At 47.1% G+C, this 17,717-nt stretch carries 15 protein-coding genes and 1 other annotated feature; of the genes, 11 read left to right on the forward strand and 4 right to left on the reverse strand.

Annotation, left to right across the window (positions count from 1 at the left end; translation table 11 throughout):
* Positions 1–10 precede the first annotated feature (10 nt).
* Positions 11–215: a binding site (T-box leader), on the forward strand.
* Between the two features lie 55 nt (positions 216–270).
* Both argS and CXF70_RS11190 read left to right on the forward strand, forming a co-directional pair.
* Complete coding sequence (gene argS / locus CXF70_RS11185; protein WP_101802750.1) at positions 271–1,962, forward strand: arginine--tRNA ligase; 1,692 nt, start codon at positions 271–273, stop codon at positions 1,960–1,962.
* Positions 1,963–2,040: 78 nt separating this feature from the next.
* Entirely contained in the window at positions 2,041–2,472 is a 432-nt protein-coding gene (locus CXF70_RS11190) for a VOC family protein (protein ID WP_101802751.1), read from the forward strand.
* A gap of 366 nt (positions 2,473–2,838) precedes the next feature.
* On the opposite strand, the gene CXF70_RS11195 is transcribed toward CXF70_RS11190, so the two are convergent.
* From CXF70_RS11195 to CXF70_RS11210, 4 genes are all read right to left on the reverse strand, one after another.
* Positions 2,839–3,510 carry a nucleoside deaminase gene (locus CXF70_RS11195; protein WP_101802752.1) on the reverse strand — a complete coding sequence of 224 codons (672 nt, stop codon included), beginning with the start codon at positions 3,508–3,510 and terminating at the stop codon, positions 2,839–2,841.
* A 468-nt stretch (positions 3,511–3,978) separates the two neighbouring features.
* A complete protein-coding gene (locus tag CXF70_RS11200) occupies positions 3,979–4,656 on the reverse strand; it encodes an amino acid ABC transporter permease (protein ID WP_084245085.1) in 678 nt (225 codons plus the stop codon).
* A 157-nt stretch (positions 4,657–4,813) separates the two neighbouring features.
* Positions 4,814–5,647, reverse strand: coding sequence for a transporter substrate-binding domain-containing protein (locus tag CXF70_RS11205; protein WP_101803035.1), 834 nt, complete (start codon positions 5,645–5,647; stop codon positions 4,814–4,816).
* Between the two features lie 183 nt (positions 5,648–5,830).
* Positions 5,831–7,495 carry an Rqc2 family fibronectin-binding protein gene (locus CXF70_RS11210; RefSeq protein WP_101802753.1) on the reverse strand — a complete coding sequence of 555 codons (1,665 nt, stop codon included), beginning with the start codon at positions 7,493–7,495 and terminating at the stop codon, positions 5,831–5,833.
* A gap of 133 nt (positions 7,496–7,628) precedes the next feature.
* Between CXF70_RS11210 and gmk the strand changes: the two genes are divergently transcribed.
* The 9 genes from gmk (at position 7,629) to pknB (ending at position 17,715) form a co-directional block, all read left to right on the forward strand.
* A complete protein-coding gene (gene gmk / locus CXF70_RS11215; protein WP_084245089.1) occupies positions 7,629–8,249 on the forward strand; it encodes a guanylate kinase in 621 nt (206 codons plus the stop codon).
* The gene (rpoZ, locus tag CXF70_RS11220) at positions 8,249–8,473 is read left to right on the forward strand and encodes a DNA-directed RNA polymerase subunit omega (protein WP_084245091.1); all 225 of its coding nucleotides are present in this window, start codon (positions 8,249–8,251) and stop codon (positions 8,471–8,473) included. Before gmk ends, rpoZ begins: the two co-directional genes overlap by 1 nt.
* 74 nt (positions 8,474–8,547) lie before the next feature.
* Positions 8,548–9,753 (forward strand): bifunctional phosphopantothenoylcysteine decarboxylase/phosphopantothenate--cysteine ligase CoaBC, encoded by a 1,206-nt coding sequence (gene coaBC, locus CXF70_RS11225; protein ID WP_101802754.1) that lies wholly within the window; start codon positions 8,548–8,550, stop codon positions 9,751–9,753.
* The gene (gene priA / locus CXF70_RS11230) at positions 9,743–12,139 is read left to right on the forward strand and encodes a primosomal protein N' (RefSeq protein ID WP_101802755.1); all 2,397 of its coding nucleotides are present in this window, start codon (positions 9,743–9,745) and stop codon (positions 12,137–12,139) included. Before coaBC ends, priA begins: the two co-directional genes overlap by 11 nt.
* A gap of 19 nt (positions 12,140–12,158) precedes the next feature.
* A complete protein-coding gene (gene def, locus CXF70_RS11235; RefSeq protein ID WP_084245098.1) occupies positions 12,159–12,668 on the forward strand; it encodes a peptide deformylase in 510 nt (169 codons plus the stop codon).
* Positions 12,665–13,597, forward strand: a complete 933-nt coding sequence (gene fmt / locus CXF70_RS11240; RefSeq protein ID WP_101802756.1) for a methionyl-tRNA formyltransferase — start codon at positions 12,665–12,667, stop codon at positions 13,595–13,597. Before def ends, fmt begins: the two co-directional genes overlap by 4 nt.
* Entirely contained in the window at positions 13,594–14,940 is a 1,347-nt protein-coding gene (rsmB, locus tag CXF70_RS11245) for a 16S rRNA (cytosine(967)-C(5))-methyltransferase RsmB (protein WP_084245102.1), read from the forward strand. The genes fmt and rsmB overlap by 4 nt, the downstream gene beginning before the upstream one ends.
* Before the next feature lie 40 nt (positions 14,941–14,980).
* Complete coding sequence (locus CXF70_RS11250) at positions 14,981–15,730, forward strand: Stp1/IreP family PP2C-type Ser/Thr phosphatase (RefSeq protein WP_233208635.1); 750 nt, start codon at positions 14,981–14,983, stop codon at positions 15,728–15,730.
* A gap of 2 nt (positions 15,731–15,732) precedes the next feature.
* Entirely contained in the window at positions 15,733–17,715 is a 1,983-nt protein-coding gene (gene pknB, locus CXF70_RS11255; protein ID WP_101802757.1) for a Stk1 family PASTA domain-containing Ser/Thr kinase, read from the forward strand.
* Positions 17,716–17,717 lie beyond the last annotated feature (2 nt).

The raw sequence follows: 17,717 nt of genomic DNA on the forward strand, positions 1-17,717 counted from the left end.
CAAAAATACATTAAATTCTGGGAAGATAAGAGTAGGTATATGGAGTGTCGAAGCGAGCCGGGGATGGTGGAAGCCTGGCGGCCGAAGTATACCGAACCGCATATCTGAGAAACCGCCTGAACTCGAGTAGGGCAGGTCGGCTGGCGCCGTTACCGCTTTAAGCAGGTCCGATGATCGGGCAATCAGAGTGGTACCGCGGGAACCCCGTCTCTAATTCACATTAGAGACGGGGTTTTTTCTTTTTTACCGGGAAACAGGAGGAGTGGAACGATGGATTATAACAAATTGTTTGCAGAGGAAATCGAGAAAAATCTGGATGGTGGCATGGATTTAGGGAAGATAATGGGTTTAGTTGAAAAACCGAAGTTTGATGGCCAGGGTGATTTGGCGTTTCCCTGCTTTTCATTGGCGAAGATACTACGCAAGGCACCGCATATGATTGCAGAGGAGTTGGCGGAGCGGATAAAACATCCTGTGTTCGATGATGTCGTTGCTGCAGGACCATATGTAAACTGCTTCTTGAAAAAATCAGCCGTCAGTAAAGAGTTGCTGCAAACGATCGTGGAAGAAAAGGCGGCATATGGCGGGAGCGGGCTCGGTCAAGGCAAAAATATCACCATCGACTTTTCATCCCCCAATATTGCAAAACCTTTTTCGATGGGCCACCTGAGATCGACGGTGATTGGAAATTCATTGGCTAAAATCGTTGAAAAGCTTGGATATAAAGCAGTGGGGATCAATCATTTGGGAGACTGGGGCACGCAGTTCGGAAAATTGATCGTCGCGTATAAAAAATGGGGCGATGAAGCGGCAGTGAAGGAAAATCCGATTCCTGAGCTGTTGGCGTTGTATATCAAATTCCATGAGGAAGCAAAGGAAGATTCGGCTTTGGAAGATGAGGCCAGAAAGTGGTTTTGGCAATTGGAGAACGGCGATTCGGAAGCAGAGGGATTGTGGAAGTGGTTTAAAGATGAATCGCTGAGCGAATTCAATAAAGTATATGAACTTTTGGGAGTGGATTTCGACTCGTTTGCCGGAGAAGCCTTTTATAACAACAAGATGGCTGCGACCATCGACTTGCTGAAGTCGAAGGAACTGCTGACGGAGTCCGAAGGCGCGGAAGTCGTGGATTTGACAGAAGAAGGGCTGCCGCCGTTTCTGATCCGGAAAAGTGACGGCGCGACGCTTTACGGCACTCGTGATCTGACGGCCGCTCTATACAGAAAAGAGAATTACCATTTTGCGAAATCGCTGTACGTGGTTGGGCAGGAGCAGACGCTGCATTTCCGGCAACTCAAGCTGGTGCTGAAAAAGATGGGCTACAGTTGGGCGGATGAGATGGAACACATCCCATTCGGTTTCATCTTGAAGGACGGGAAAAAGATGTCGACGCGTAAAGGCAAAGTGGTTTTATTGGATAAGGTGTTAAAAGACGTGATCAAGCTGGCGGAAAAGAATATCGAAGAGCGGAATCCGGCACTGGCGAATAAAACGGAGACGGCACAAATGGTGGGCGTCGGGGCAGTGATTTTCCACGATTTGAAGACGGAGAGGCAGAATAACGTCGAGTTTTCACTGGAAGCCATGCTGCGTTTTGAAGGAGCAACGGGACCTTACGTCCAGTACACCCACGTAAGAGCCTGCTCGATATTGCGGAAATCGGGACGGGCCGCGGATAAAATTATGCCTGTTGGATTGGACGACAGCTACAGTTGGGAAGTCATCAAGGATTTGATGGCATTTCCGGAGGCAATATTGAAAAGTTTTGAGCAAAGCGAACCTTCCGTTATTGCGAGATACGCAATCGAACTGGCACAGGATTTCAATAAATACTATAGCCACGTGAAAGTTTTGGAGGATGATGTGCAGCTGGAAGGAAGATTGGCTCTTGTTTTCGCAGTGACCGTGGTGCTGAAGGAAAGTCTCCGTTTGCTCGGAATCCAGGCGCCAGATGAAATGTAAAATTTTACGCATCTTGCAGGACACTTCCGCTCTCCCTCGAATACTATAGGCAATAGCTGAAAATGAAAGGAGAAAACCATGGCGATTCAATCCAATCATGTTTTCATTAATTTGCCCGTAAAAGACCTGGACAGATCCATGCAATTTTTTGGTGATATCGGATTCGAATTCAATGAACAGATGACGGACAAAAAAGCCGCATGTATGATAGTGGGCCGCAATATATATGTGATGCTGCTTGTTAACGAATTTTTCAAAAGCTTCACAGGAAAAGCGTTATGCGACTCAGCTGCCAGCACGGAGGTCATCGTCTCGATCACCGCAGACAGCCGGGCCGGCGTTGACGAAATCGTTCAAAACGCGCTGGCGGCAGGCGGTTCCGCCTCCAACGATAAAATGGACAACGAATTCATGTACGGCTGGAGTTTCGAAGACATCGACGGACATTTATGGGAAGTCATGTATATGCCGGAGAATGATGATGATGGGGACGAGGAATTTTATGGTTGAGGGTTGTTGAGTGGGTGGGATTTTTGTATGAGCGGGAAGAGGAAATATTTTACAGAAAAAAGTTCTCTATTTCAGCGTGATGAAATAGAGGGCTTTTTTTTCGTAATATTAATGCTGGAATCATAGAATCGAAGATAAACGCTTGAGAATCGACGATAAACCTGAAAAAATCGACGATAAACTCAAGAAAATCGACGATAAAACCAAAATAATCGAAGATAAATCGAAGCGGCTTTAGGATATTTCGATTCAAAAAAGTTAATGGAAAATATTGCTGCTCACTTAGAGCTTTTATTCAAATTGAGATAATCTTTCTGTGAATATTAATTCAGAAGCTGAAATCCAGTAGAGCAAATTCCCATCGGATCAGACTTTTTTAGCCTTTATCTGAACTGAACCTAATATCTGCATATCCAATTGATCTTGAAGCATTCCAAAAACTTCTGAAACCTCCATGTGAAGAGGGGAATTCAATTTTCTTTCTGCAAACCATTTTTCAGCCACTTTTGCTTCAGCAGGATAATCTTCTTTCCAACTATTGGTGACTGCTGAGTCTTTTCCGAAGTGGATCATATATTCAAAATAAATATTTAACACGATCGACAATTGCTCTAGACAATAAATAGTTTGTTCTATTTTTATCGCTTTCAAACTCATATAGGGTGTGGCGTCTTTCAAGTTTGTGCTGCCTGCCCATTTATCTTTCGCAGCAAACTTCAGATTACGGAGGCCGCTCATATAAAATGCGCCAAAACACAAGGGGCATGGCTCCATCGTGGAGTATAGGGTAAATGTGCTTCTTTTTGTATAAATTCTATTGTCCAGTTGTAGCATAGCATTTATTTCAGCGTGAGCCAGTTCATTGTTTGAAATGACGCTATCCTTCAATTTATTGAAAGCTGCACTTTTTCCACGAGCAATAATATTGCCTTCTCCATCTGTAACCAGAGCTCCAATTGGCCGGGAGCCTTCCTGGAATGATTTCCATGCTTCTTCAAAACATTCTTGCCATACTCGCGGTATTTTAGACCAAGTCATTAAATAATCTCCTCTTGAATCATTTTTCAGATCTTATGTTGAATTCGCTTAAGCTCTACATAGTTCCTGCAAAAATAAAACAATGGAATTTTATGTATGGAGTAAATGAAAAGAAAGAAGTGTGGGTTCTTATATAATGAGCTGACACAAATATTTAACAGATTTAAACTTCAGATTAGGAGAGTTGAAATTAAGGATTTTTTAATTGTGCTTTTATTGCCGAAATGAAAGAATCGCCGATAAACGCTTAAAAATCGCTGATAAACAGAAAAAAATCGCCGATAAACCTCCAAAAATCGCCGATAAACTTATGAAAATCGCTGATAAAATTTAAATGATTCATGCATAAGCCGTCGTATAAATAATATTGGGAATAATAGGCAAGTGACAGCGACTTTATTTAAAATCCATCCCACTTTTTCTCCATAAAAAAGACGGCCGCTAATTCACGCGACCGCCTGTTTTATTCTATAGATAATCCGCATATCGCTTCTCGAGATAATTTTGCAGCACCGTCATGACTGAGCAGATTGCCCAGTAGATCAATGCGACCAGGATCAGCAGCGTCAGCAAATCATATTCGCGGGCTCCGACTGTCCGCGCTTTCTGGAAGATTTCCGGCACGGTGATCATTGCGGCTAAAGAAGATGCCTTGATCAGGTCCAGGTAGACGTTGGATAACGGCGGCACGGCAATCCGCACCGATTGCGGAAGGATGATGCGCCGCATTGTCTGCCAGTAGGTTAGCCCGAGCGCGGTTGAAGATTCCCATTGGCCTTTGTCGACTGAAGCGAGTGATGACCGGAATACTTCCGCGATGTAAGCGGCACTGTTGATGCTGAAGCCGATTAAAGCTGCCTGTACCGCTGTAAATTCAATGCCGATGACCGGCAATGCGAAGTACAAAAGGAATAAAATCACGAGTATCGGTACGCCGCGCATAAAGGAGATGTAAAGTCTCGCCGGATATTGCATGAGCTTGACCGGAGATGTCCGGGCAAGCGACAGGAAAAATCCGATGATCAATCCGCAAAGCATGCTGACGACCGAAATAAGCAGTGTGTACCAGATGCCTTCAAGCACATAGGGGAGGGATTCGATCGCCAAAGCCGGATCGAACAGCAATCCCCATTCAATTTCATTCATCGAACCCCTCCGTTTAAAATAATCTTTTAATACAGTGCAGAATTCCATAGATAACACTTAGGTGAAAATGCTGCTCCTGTCTCTGCATCGCTACGCTAGCTTCGTCGCAAGAGATAAACGCAAACAAGTTTGAGTTATCTCTCGCTGTCGCTTTTCTCTACTCCTCAATATCCGGCTTAACCGACACGTCAGCTCCACCGAAGAATTCTTCTGATAGCTCAGTGATGGTGCCGTCTTCAAGCATTTCGTCGAGAACACGGTTGACGTTTTCAGCCAGTTCTTCGTTGTCTTTATTCATGACAAGACCGACTTCAGATGGAGCGTATTTGATGTCCGGGTGGATAGTGATGTTGAGTTCCGGGAACGCTGCGACACCGAAAGTTGATAGGTAGTAATCGTTCAGGATGACGTCTGTACGCCCGATGGAAACGTCGCGCAAATAGACTTCGTTTGATGCGTTATCGTAAGTGACTTCTTCAGCGCCATAGCTGCGGGCGATTTCCATATAGATGGAAGTGGATGCGCCTGCCGCTTTTTTGCCTTCAAGATCTTCAAGTGAAGAAATTCCTGAAAGGTCGTCTTTGCGGACAACCGCTGTGCCGTATGAATATTTTACAGGAGTCGAGAAGATGAACTCTTCAGCGCGGTCTTCTGTGATTTCAATGTCATTGGCTGCAATATCGACTTGGCCAGTCTGTACACTTGTCAGCATTTCATCAAAGCCCATTTCCTTGAACTCGACTTCAAGTTCTAGGCGCTCAGCCACTTCACGCGCAACTTCGACTTCAAAACCGGTCAGTTCATCTGATTCCGCGTCGCGGAAAGATGTTGCCAATAAAGTACCGGAAGTCGCAACAGTCAATGTGCCTTCTTCCTGGATTTCATCCCATGCCGTTTTCTCTTCAGTTGCCGTATCTTCATCTCCGCCGCATGCAGCCATTACCAGCGCTGTAGCTGCCAGTAGCGCAGGGGCAAAGAACATCTTTTTCATTTTCACCATAAAAATTACCTCCAAATATTATAGTCCTTTAAAAACATAGCATTAAGCGTGTAAGAGGGCAATATAAGAGAGACTGAATTTTAAAACACAGAACATTCCTTCAACTTAATGCAAATAATAATCTTATGTCAACAAAAAGCAGCCGTCTCCCAAAAGCTGACGGCTGCTGCAAAATTATTTCTTCAATTTGATGACGAGTTCTTCATCCGGTGTGACGAAAACCGTTTTTTGTTCAAAATAGATGACGAATCCGGGTTTTGCGCCATTCGGCTTTTTCACTTGCCTGACTTCAGTGTAATCCACGGGAACGGAAGATGACTCCCGTGCCTTGCTGAAATAGGCGGCAATCGTGGCAGCTTCAAGGATGGTTTCTTCATCCGGCTCTGAATCGTGGATGATGACGTGAGAGCCAGGAATATCCTTTGTATGCAGCCAGGTATCGGATTTCGAAGCTACTTTAAACGTGACGTAATCATTCTGCTTATTGTTTTTACCTACCGAGATTGGGATGCCGGTGCTTGAAACGTAAGGCTCGACAGACGGTTTTGTCGGCTTTTTCTTCTTCTTCGACTTCTGTGCCTTCATATAACCCTGCTCGGCCAGCTCTTCACGGATTTCTTCAATATCGGAAATGCCCGCTTGCTGCACTTGTGACATCAGCGTTTCAAAATAAGCGATGTCGTCTTCGGTTTTATCGATTTGTTCCTGGGTCTTGACCAGAGCAGTTTTGGCTTTCTGGTAACGCGAATAAAACTTCTGGGAGTTTTCGATCGGCGTCTTCCGCGGATCGAGTGGAATCAACACTTTTTCTTCATTATAATAATTGTCCACTTCAATTTCCTTCATGCCTTTTTGGATGCGGTGGAGATTGGCCATGATCAGTTCACCGTTCAATTGGAGAAGGTCACGTTTTTCTGCCTGATCCTGCTCTTTCTTCAATTTCTTCAATTTCAATTTAAGTTTTGAAATTTCGTTCTGCAGCCATCGCTCCAAATCGCCTGCCTGTTGTTTGACGCGGTCGCGCTCTGCTTTCGCGTAGTACATGCGGTCAAGCAAGTCACCAAGATTCGGATAGCTCAAACCCGGCGCAGCCAAATGTTCCAGCGGAGTCGCGGAGAAATAACTTTTGCCGTCCTGTTCAACATAATACCCTGCAGGATTTTCCTGGCTGAAATCTGCGAGGAATTTTGCAGCGGCCGCTTCCTTGTCCCCAGCTGCTGCCAATCGGTGATGCAACTCACGGGCGGTCAGCGGAGAAAATCCGGCGTACTCCTGGACCAAATCCTTTTCACCCAAATTTATGAGTGCATCCGAATTGATAAACGGATCCCGTTTGTCCTGGGATGGCGGAAAGATATATGGCTGTCCCGGCAAAATTGTGCGGAATGAGTTGACGCTCGGCGGCAAATGCTTGAGGCTGTCGAGGATCATCATCCGTTCCGAATCCACCAGGATAACATTCGAATGCCTGCCCATCATTTCGACATGCAGTTCACGCTCGATGTCGTCGCCGATTTCATTTTTTGCTTTGATTTTCAATATGATGAGCCTGTCCATTCCGTGCTGGGAAATTTCTGTAATGACGCCGCCTTCGATATGCTTGCGGAGAAGCATGCAGAACATCGGGGGTTCAGAAGGGTTGGTATTCGCTTCTTTCGTTAAATGGATCCGTGAATATGATGGGTGGATCGAGATCAATAATTTATGGTTGCTTCCTTGTGAGCGGATGTGGAGCAGCAGTTCAAGCTGATTGGGCTGATGAACTTTTGAAATTCTGCCGCTGACCAGCTGTTGCAGTTCACTGGTCATCGCTTTTGTAAATAATCCATCAAATGCCATGAAAAATCCCTCTTTCAAATCGTTTTGTTCCATCTTATCATTTCTGCCGTGTATTATGATATAATAAGACAGTTAGTTACAAAACGAAGAATATAGACCGGATCTAATGGCGGTGGTTAAGGTGGTTAAAGAAATGAGAAAACAACGCGGACTGCTGATCGTGTTATCAGGGCCTTCCGGGGTCGGCAAAGGCACAGTCAGAAAAGAGCTGTTCTCACAGCCGGATACAAATTATGAATACTCCATATCGATGACGACTCGGTCGCCGCGTGAAGGCGAAGTGGATGAAGTCGATTACTTTTTCAAGACACGCAACGAATTCGAGGATTTGATCGAACAGGGTCAACTGCTTGAATATGCTGAGTTTGTCGGAAATTATTACGGCACCCCGCTCGAATACGTCAATAAGATGCGTGACGCGGGCCGTGATGTGTTCCTTGAAATCGAAGTGCAGGGAGCTGCGCAAGTGCGGGATAAAGTGCCGGATGGCCTGTTCATCTTTTTGGCGCCGCCAAGTCTTTCCGAACTTGAGGAGCGGCTGGTCGGCCGTGGAACCGAATCCGATGAAGTCATCGCTTCACGGCTAGGGGCGGCAAGACAGGAACTTGAAATGATGAACCTCTATGATTACGTGGTTGAGAATGACGAAGTGGAAAACGCCTGTGACCGCATCAACGCCATTATAATCGCTGAACATTGCAAGCGTGAACGTGTAGAAAAAAGATACTTTGATATGCTAAAGGAGAATGCATGATGTTATACCCATCCGTTGATAAATTAAAAAGCCGTATCGATTCAAAATACTCTTTGGTGGCGTTGGCTTCCAAGCGGGCACGCCAATTGCACGAAAATGGCGATGAGAAACTTTCAAAATACACATCTGCAAAACCTGTAGGCAAAGCGCTTGAAGAAATTGCAGAAGGTGCTTTGACGCAAGTGCGCCAGGATGAAACAGCTATTTATGAAGACGAAATTTAACCATTAATCACAACCTACGACTCCCAGAGCAAATTTGTTCTTTGGGAGTTTGTTGTTTAGAAAGGGTGTTTGCGTTGTTGGCGAATCGTAGGATTTTATTGTGCGTGAGCGGGGGAATCGCTGTTTATAAAGCGGTTGCGCTTGTCAGTAAGTTATCTCAGGCGGGAGCGGACGTGAAAGTCATCATGACGGAATCGGCGCGCCAATTTGTACAGCCGCTGACGTTCCAGGTCATGTCCCGGAACGATGTCTTTTATGATACGTTCGATGAGAAGGATTCATCTGTTATTGCCCATATCGATTTGGCGGATTGGGCGGACCTCGTCATTGTGGCTCCGGCGACTGCCAATGTCATCGGCAAACTGGCAAACGGCATCGGGGATGATATGGTGACGACCACATTGCTGGCGGCAACGGCTCCCATCTGGATTGCACCGGCGATGAATGTCCATATGTATGACCATCCGGCAGTTAAGCGGAATATCCAGCGGCTGCATGACGACGGCATCCGTTTCATCGAACCATCGGAAGGGTTCCTCGCCTGCGGTTATGTCGGGAAAGGGCGTCTCGAGGAACCTGAAAAGATTACAGAACTGGTGAATGGTTTTTTTAGCCGCGAAATGCTGTTGAAGGGTAAAAAAGTGGTGGTGACAGCAGGGCCGACCCGTGAACGCATTGATCCGGTCCGCTTTTTGACGAACTTTTCGAGTGGCAAAATGGGATATGCCATGGCGCAGGCGGCAGCTGAACTTGGAGCTGAAACCATCCTGATCAGCGGTCCGGTGTCTTTGCCGGCACCGTCAGGCGTAAAACGGATCATGGTTGAAAGCGCGGAAGATATGTTGCAGGCGGTAAAAGAGGAATATGCCGATTCGGATTTTGTCATCAAAACAGCTGCAGTCGCCGATTACCGGCCGAAGACCCTGCACGGACAAAAGATGAAAAAACAGGAAGGTGACGCTTCGCTGGAACTCGAGCGGACAGCGGACATCCTCCATTATCTCGGGACTAAAAAAGGCAGGCAGGTCCTCATTGGATTTGCAGCCGAAACGAATGATGTAACCCATTATGCGAAAAGCAAACTTGATCGGAAAAACGCCGATTACATCATTGCCAACGATGTGACCGAGTCACAGGCAGGATTCGAATCGGATACCAATAAAGTGACGATTTTTGGAAAAGGGGATTTCGAACAATCATTCGAACTTCTTCCGAAACAGGAATTGGCACGCCAATTACTGAAGCTGATTGTTGAAAGGGAAATGCGAAATGATCGCTGAAATTATTGTTGATGTTGCTGCGCATCCGATTGACCGGCCGTTTGACTATTTGATTCCTGAAAAGCTGGAAGCATTGGCAGAGCCGGGCATGCGGGTGAAAGTGCCTTTTGGAAACAGAAAAGTGCTGGGGTTCATCACCAATATTAAAGAAAAGTCCGATTTCGATCCGGGCCGCATGAAGCCCATCCATGAGTTGATGGATGTCGTTCCGGTGCTGAATACTGAGCTGTTGAAAATGGCGGCTTGGATGAAAGAACAGACGGTTTGTTTTGAAATAGATGCACTGCAAGTCATGGTTCCGGCCGCATTGCGGGCGAAATACGAAAAACGCTTCGTGCTGGCAAGCGGATTGGAAGCGGTCGATTCGCGCCTTCATCCTTATTTCGGCAACAAGCCTTTCATCCGCAGCCAGGATGCTGAAGATGTATTCGGCTTGATCAAAAAAGAATTGGATAAAGGGACTATCATTGCAGATACCAATATCCAGCAGCAGACGGCTGTCAAAAAAGTGCGGATGATCCATATCTCGGATTCTGTTGAAAAACTTGAATCCATTGATATACGCGGCAATGCGAAGCAGCAGTTGAAACTGATGGATTTCATGAAAGAGAACCCGGGACTTTCCATTGAATCTTCCGAACTTCAAAAAATAGCCGGCGTTACGCTGCCGACCATCTACAGTCTGGCTGAAAAAGGTGCGGCTGATTTATCGAATGTCGAAACATACCGCGATCCGAAGATGCTGACGGAAATCGAGAAAAAAGATAACCTGGTGCTGACGGAAGCCCAGCAGAAGGCTTTTGATGCCATCGATAAATCGTTGAACTCGCCAAGAACGTTTCTTTTGCACGGAATAACCGGCAGCGGCAAGACGGAAATTTACCTGCAGACCATCGATCAGGTGCTGAAGGAAGGGAAAGAAGCGATCATGCTGGTTCCCGAGATTTCATTGACACCGCAAATGACCTTGCGCTTCAAGGAACGCTTCGGCGACATGGTCGCCGTTCTCCACAGCGGCTTGTCTGCCGGTGAAAAATACGATGAATGGCGCAAAATCCAGCGCGGCGAAGTGAAAGTGGCCGTTGGTGCAAGATCAGCGATTTTTGCGCCATTTGAGAATCTGGGCCTGATCATTCTCGATGAAGAGCATGAATCCAGTTATAAACAGGATGATTCGCCGCGCTATCACGCACGCGACCTGGCTATTTGGCGCGGTGAATATCACAGCTGCCCGGTGATTCTGGGCAGCGCGACCCCTTCGCTGGAATCTTATGCACGCGCGCAAAAAGGCGTGTACGAACTGCTGGTGCTGGAAAAACGCGCAAGAAATCAGCCGTTGCCAGCAGTCCACATCGTCGATATGCGCGAAGAATTGAGAACCGGCAACCGGTCGATGTTCTCGGTCCAATTGGCGGATGCGATCCGCGACAGGTTGGCGAAAAAGGAACAGACGGTTTTATTCCTGAATAAACGGGGCTATTCTTCGTTCGTTCTCTGCCGCGATTGCGGAACGGTCATGCAATGCCCGAATTGTGATATCTCATTGACCTATCATCGTTCGAGCGAAATGATGAAATGCCATTATTGCGGCTACGATGAACGGGTGCCGCATACTTGTCCGGAATGTGAAAGTGAGCATATCCGGTTTTTTGGTACAGGCACACAGAAAGTGGAAGAAGAGCTGGCGAAACTCGTGCCTGAAGCAAGGGTTTTGCGGATGGATGTAGATACAACCCGCAATAAAGGCGCTCATGAAAAGATCCTCAATTCCTTTGGTGAAGGGAAAGCGGATATTCTGCTGGGCACCCAGATGATTGCCAAAGGCCTGGATTTCCCGAACATCACGTTGGTTGGCGTGCTGTCAGCTGATACGACTTTGCATCTGCCTGATTTCCGGGCAGCCGAAAAAACGTATCAATTACTGACCCAGGTCAGCGGTCGGGCAGGACGTGACGTATTGCCGGGAACCGTTTTTGTGCAGTCCTATACGCCTGAGCATTACGCAATCACCTTAGCGAAAGACCAATTATATGAACCGTTCTATGATCAGGAAATGGCGATGCGCCGGGCAAGCGGATATCCGCCTTATTATTATGTGGTGAATATCCAGTTCACACATGAAGACCTGATGACAGTGGCAGAATATGCCGGTCAGACGGTTGAATATTTACGGGAGCAATTGTCGGACCAAACTGTCATCATAGGCCCTTCTGCCTCGCTGATCGCCCGCGTCAACAATAGATATAGGTATCAATGTTTGATAAAATACAAAAAAGAACCGAAACTGACCGAAGTGATGCAGCAATTGATCAAGATCTATCGTTCCGACTGGCTGAAAAAAGGGGCCACATTGGCAATCGATATGAATCCGACTTCGGTGATGTAAAAGAAAAGAGGAACTGAAAATGGCTATACGACCTATCGTAAAACATCCCAGCGATGTACTTGAAAAATCTTGTGAACCTGTAACGACTTTCGACAAAAATCTGTCCGTTCTGCTGGACGATATGTACGAAACGATGATCGAAGCGGATGGTGTCGGAATTGCGGCTCCCCAAGTGGGGACTGCAGTCCGGGCTGCCATTGTCGATTTCCGTGAAGGTCAGGATCCGATCGAGATGATCAACCCGGAACTCGTATTATACGAAGGTTCCGATACTGATATTGAAGGCTGTTTGAGTTTCCCGGGTGTATTCGGGGAAGTGGAACGGTACGACCATATCAAGATAAAAGCGCAGGAACGGGATGGTTCATGGTATGAACTTGAAGCGGAAGGCTATGAAGCCCGTGCGATCCTTCACGAAATGGATCATTTGGACGGCGTTTTATTCACCAGCAAAATCACGAAATATGTGACACAGGAAGAATTGGATGAAATGATCCGTTTGCAGGAAGAAGAGGAGGAATCCATTTGACCAGAATCGTATTTATGGGGACTCCGGCTTTTTCCGTTCCGATTCTCCGCATGCTGGTTGAAGAAGGCTACGATGTCATTTCTGTTGTGACACAGCCGGATCGCCCCGTTGGACGAAAAAAAGTGCTTACACCTACGCCCGTCAAAGAAGAGGCACTGCGTCTTGGCTTGCCTGTTTACCAGCCGCAAAAACTGAAAAATCCTGAAGAACTGCAAGCCGTGCTGGATCTGGAAGCGGATTTGGTGGTAACTGCTGCGTTCGGACAGATTTTGCCGACTGAAATATTGGAAACCCCGAAACTGGGTGCCATCAACGTACACGCTTCTTTATTGCCTGCATACCGGGGAGGCGCTCCGATCCACCAGGCGATCATCGATGGGCAGAAAAAAACCGGCGTCACCATCATGTATATGGTGGACCGGCTGGATGCGGGAGATATCATTTCACAGACAACCGTGCCGATTGAGAAGCACGACCATACCGGCAGCATGTTCGAAAAACTCAGCGCAGCGGGAACGGAATTATTGAAAGCGACTTTGCCTTCTATTATAGAAGGAACGAACGAGCGCATTCCGCAGAACGAATCGCTCGTCACATTTGCGCGCAATATTTCGCGTGAGCAGGAACGGATCGACTGGAACCGGTCAGCTGAGGAAATCTACAACCAGGTGCGCGGGCTTCATCCGTGGCCGGTTGCTTATACAAGTTTCAAGCAGGACAATATGAAAATCTGGTGGTCGGAAATAGCCGAGGACACTGGAACTGGAAATCCAGGCGAAGTGGTCAGACTGACAGAGGATGCTGTACACGTCCAGACCGGCAAGGGAATTCTGGCAATTACGGAATTGCAGCCAGCCGGCAAAAAACGGATGTCGGCCAAGGATTATTTGACCGGACCTAAAATTCAGGCAGGAGATTTATTTGAATGAAAAATAAAAAATTGCACGGCAATGTACGCGATGCTGCATTTTCCATCCTTTGGGCAGTCGAAAATAAGCAGGCCTACAGCAACCTTCTTTTGCATCAGACGATTGAAAGCTACGGGATTTCTGCGAAAAACCGAGGTTTGCTGACGGAAATCACGTACGGCACATTGCAGCATCAGATGACTTTGGATTATTATCTGGAACCGTACTTAAAAGGGAAAATTGAACCTTGGGTCAAAACCTTATTGCGGATGTCGTTATATCAGATCGTTTACCTCGACCGCATCCCTTCCCATGCCGTCGTCCATGAAGCGGTTGAAATCGCCAAACGGCGCGGTCACGGAGGAGTCGCTTCCTTAGTAAATGGTGTTCTCCGGTCCGTGCAGCGTTCCGGTGTCCGGTCATTCAACACGATTGCCGATCCGATCGAGAAAATTTCGATTGAAACGAGCCATCCGGCTTGGATGATCAAACGCTGGGCTGAGCAGTTCGGTCTTGAAAAGACGCGCGAAATGGCATTGGAAAACAATAAAATCCCATCACAGACTGTACGGGTGAATACCGTCCGCGCAACAGTGGAGGAAGCGATTGAAATGCTCGAATCCGAGGGGCTTGAAGCGGTTCCGAGTAAAATCATCCCGGAATGTCTTGTGGTAACTGGCGGACAACCGGCCAGAACAGCCACTTTTGAAAAAGGCTTCATCACGATCCAGGACGAGAGTTCGATGCTGCCGTCTTACGCGCTGCAGCTGGAACCGGGCATGAAAGTGCTGGATATGTGCGCCGCTCCTGGCGGTAAATCGACTCACATCGCTGAAAAGCTGAACAATGAAGGCATCCTCTATTCAATGGACCTCCACCCGCATAAAGTGAAATTGATCAAGGAATCCGCCGATCGCCTGGGCCATACCGTAATTGAAACGGATGTCGGCGACGGCAAGAAGAGTGTCGAGCGATTCGGCAAGGAACAGTTCGATCGCGTCCTTGTGGATGCGCCTTGCAGCGGCCTCGGAGTGATCAAACGGAAACCGGATATTAAATATACGAAAAAAGAAGAGGATTTCAGCAGATTGCAGGAAATCCAGATTGAGTTGCTGGATCAGGCTGCACAATTGCTGAAGCCGGACGGCATATTGGTTTACAGTACATGTACTGTTGATAATATGGAGAACCGCGGCACTGCTGAAAGGTTTTTGAAGGAACATCCGGATATGGAAAAAATCCAGGTTTCATTGCCTGAAGCGCTCGGCATTAAACATACCGGCTTTGTACAGGTATTTCCTCAGGATTTCGGAAGCGATGGATTTTTCATCGCCGCTTTCCGTAAATCTGCTGTTGTGGAATGATCAGCAAACCGAATTGACTTGGGATGAGGTGTAGAAATTGTTGTTTCAATATGTCATGGAAAGTGATACTGGAAAAAAGCGGGAAGTTAACGAAGATCGTGTAGCGGTCCTCAAACGGCCGGATGGGCTGATGCTGGCTCTGGTGGCAGATGGAATGGGTGGCCATAATGCCGGTGATGTCGCCAGTGAAATGACGGTGGCAGCGTTAAGCGAGCTCTTCATGGATGCTGACAGTGAGGAATTCGTGTCAACTTCGAGCAAGAAAAGGTGGCTTGATGAAAAAATCCGCTTCATCAACAGTGAAGTCTTCAATTATGCCGGAGACCATCCTGAATGCAAGGGGATGGGGACGACATTGATCGCCGCCTTGATAGAAGATCGTTTTTGCGTTATCTGCCACATCGGCGACAGCCGTGTGTACACGTTCAACGGCAAAGCTGAACAGGTCACAAGGGATCATTCCTATGTCAATGTGCTGGTCGATAACGGGGAAATCAGTGAAGAAGAAGCGGAAGACCATCCGAAAAAGAATTGGATCGTACGTGCGCTTGGCACAGAATCAGGAATTGAAGGGGAGATGATCGAGCTGGAACTCAGCGATTCTTCGTATCTCCTGATCTGTTCCGATGGACTGAGCAATAAAGTCTCGAAAGAAGAAATTGCGGATATTGTCGGTACCTCTGCAGTTTTATCGCAAAAAGGGAAAGACCTCGTTGATCTCGCCAATGACAAGGGTGGAGAAGACAATATTTCGTTTGTTCTTCTTGCCTCGAAAGCTGGGGAGGTGTAATTATGTTGATCGGCAGAAATATCAATGGCCGCTATAAGATAAAGGAATTGATCGGCGGAGGCGGCATGTCGAATGTCTACCTTGCCCATGATATGATTCTGGACCGGGACATCGCCATCAAAATGCTGCGCTACGATTTTTCGAATGAAGAAGAACTTCGCAGAAGATTCCAGCGCGAGGCTTTGTCGACCACAAGCCTGGCCCATCCGAATATCGTCAACATTTTTGATGTCGGGGAAGACGGAGCGATCCCGTATCTGGTCATGGAATATGTACCCGGAAAAACTTTAAAAGATTACATAATCGAACATTCACCGATTGCGCCGGAACGCGCAGTGAAGATTATGAAGCAATTGGCGTCCGCATTGGCACACGCCCATCACAATCAAATTGTCCATCGTGACATCAAACCGCAGAACATTCTTATGGATGAAGAAGGCAATGTGAAAATTTCCGATTTCGGTATTGCGATGGCTTTGAGTGCAACTTCATATACGCAGACCAATTCGGTGCTGGGCACTGTCCATTATCTTTCACCTGAACAGGCGAGGGGCGGCAATGCCACAAAAAAATCGGATATCTATTCCCTGGGAATTGTCATGTATGAATTGCTGACAGGACGATTGCCGTTTTCAGGCGAATCGGCGGTTTCGATTGCTTTGAAGCATTTGCAGACCGAAACACCGTCACTTCGTGAAATCGTACCGACGATTCCGCAAAGCCTTGAGAATGTCGTTTTGAAAGCTACCGCGAAAAATGCGCAGCATCGATATCAGTCAGCGGATGAGATGGACGAAGATCTGTCGACTGTTTTATTGCCCGAGCGTTTGAATGAACCCAAGTTTGCCGTGCCGATAGATGAAGACGCTACACGCGCGATGCCGGCCATAAAAGATTCGTCTCCGTATGTCAACGCGGAAGAAACGATCACGAACGGCCCTGCCAAAACAAAAGGTTCGGCAGCAAATAAGAAACAAACACCGCCAAAAAAGGAAAAGAAAAAGAAATTGCCATGGGTTATCGGCATACTGCTTTTTCTTGTCATAGCCGGTTTGTCTGTTGCTCTGGCATTTCCGGATCTTTTCGGTCCGAAGCAGGCAGCTGTACCGGATGTTTCGGGTATGGAGCGGGACGAAGCGATTGAAGAACTGGAATCATATGGTTTTGTGATCGGTGAAGAACAGGAACGCTATTCAGATGAAGTCGAAGAAGGGGCAGTGATTCGTACGATTCCGGAAGCCGGTAAAATGCGAAGCGTGGAATCGGAGATCCAATTGTATTTGAGCCTCGGAAAAGAATCTGCTGAAATGGCGGATTATGTCGGCCGTAACATCGAACAGACAATGGAACTTCTCAACGCGCGTGATTTTCTTTCTGTCACGCCTGTAGAAGAGTTTTCGGATGAACCTGCGGGAACGATTCTTGAACAGACTCCCGAAGCAGGAAGCGAAATGATTCCAAGTGAAACGGAAATAGAATTTGTCGTAAGCAAAGGAAAAGATATGCGACAGGTTGACGATTTGTCAGGTTATGATGAAGCGGCGCTCAGTGAATATGCCCGCTCAACCGGCTTCCATATCAATATTACGGGCGATGAACCGTCGAGTGAGGCTGCAGCCGGTACGGTGCTTTCTCAGACTCCGGCGTCTGGCAGCGAGCTGGAAGCGGGAGGCGCAATTGATGTTGTGCTGTCATCCGGACCACCGCCTTTGCCGCAAAAAACCTACATCCATACAGTCCGGATCCCTTACGAACCTGAAACACCAGCGGAAGAAGGCGAAGAGCCGGTAGAACAGACGGTTCAGATTTATATCCAGGATGAAACACGGACAATGGCTGATCCCGTAGAAGAATTTACAATTACCGAAGACGCTGAACGCCGCATCCAATTGCAGATTTCTGAAGGCAATCGGGCGGTGTACCGAATTGTACGGGACGGCAGAATCATCAATGAAGAAACGATCGAATACAATAATGTGGAGTAAGA

Origin of the sequence: Planomicrobium sp. MB-3u-38, assembly GCF_002836425.1 — a bacterium.
GTDB classification, from domain to species: domain Bacteria; phylum Bacillota; class Bacilli; order Bacillales_A; family Planococcaceae; genus Planococcus; species Planococcus okeanokoites.

Excerpts from the sequence above, each read along its gene's own strand:
- argS (WP_101802750.1), top strand. The coding sequence starts at position 271 with ATGGATTATAACAAATTGTTTGCAGAGGAAATCGAGAAAAATCTGGAT.
- CXF70_RS11190 (WP_101802751.1), top strand. The coding sequence starts at position 2,041 with ATGGCGATTCAATCCAATCATGTTTTCATTAATTTGCCCGTAAAAGAC.
- CXF70_RS11195 (WP_101802752.1), bottom strand. The coding sequence starts at position 3,510 with ATGACTTGGTCTAAAATACCGCGAGTATGGCAAGAATGTTTTGAAGAA.
- CXF70_RS11200 (WP_084245085.1), bottom strand. The coding sequence starts at position 4,656 with ATGAATGAAATTGAATGGGGATTGCTGTTCGATCCGGCTTTGGCGATC.
- CXF70_RS11205 (WP_101803035.1), bottom strand. The coding sequence starts at position 5,647 with ATGAAAAAGATGTTCTTTGCCCCTGCGCTACTGGCAGCTACAGCGCTG.
- CXF70_RS11210 (WP_101802753.1), bottom strand. The coding sequence starts at position 7,495 with ATGGCATTTGATGGATTATTTACAAAAGCGATGACCAGTGAACTGCAA.
- gmk (WP_084245089.1), top strand. The coding sequence starts at position 7,629 with ATGAGAAAACAACGCGGACTGCTGATCGTGTTATCAGGGCCTTCCGGG.
- rpoZ (WP_084245091.1), top strand. The coding sequence starts at position 8,249 with ATGTTATACCCATCCGTTGATAAATTAAAAAGCCGTATCGATTCAAAA.
- priA (WP_101802755.1), top strand. The coding sequence starts at position 9,743 with ATGATCGCTGAAATTATTGTTGATGTTGCTGCGCATCCGATTGACCGG.
- def (WP_084245098.1), top strand. The coding sequence starts at position 12,159 with ATGGCTATACGACCTATCGTAAAACATCCCAGCGATGTACTTGAAAAA.
- rsmB (WP_084245102.1), top strand. The coding sequence starts at position 13,594 with ATGAAAAATAAAAAATTGCACGGCAATGTACGCGATGCTGCATTTTCC.
- pknB (WP_101802757.1), top strand. The coding sequence starts at position 15,733 with ATGTTGATCGGCAGAAATATCAATGGCCGCTATAAGATAAAGGAATTG.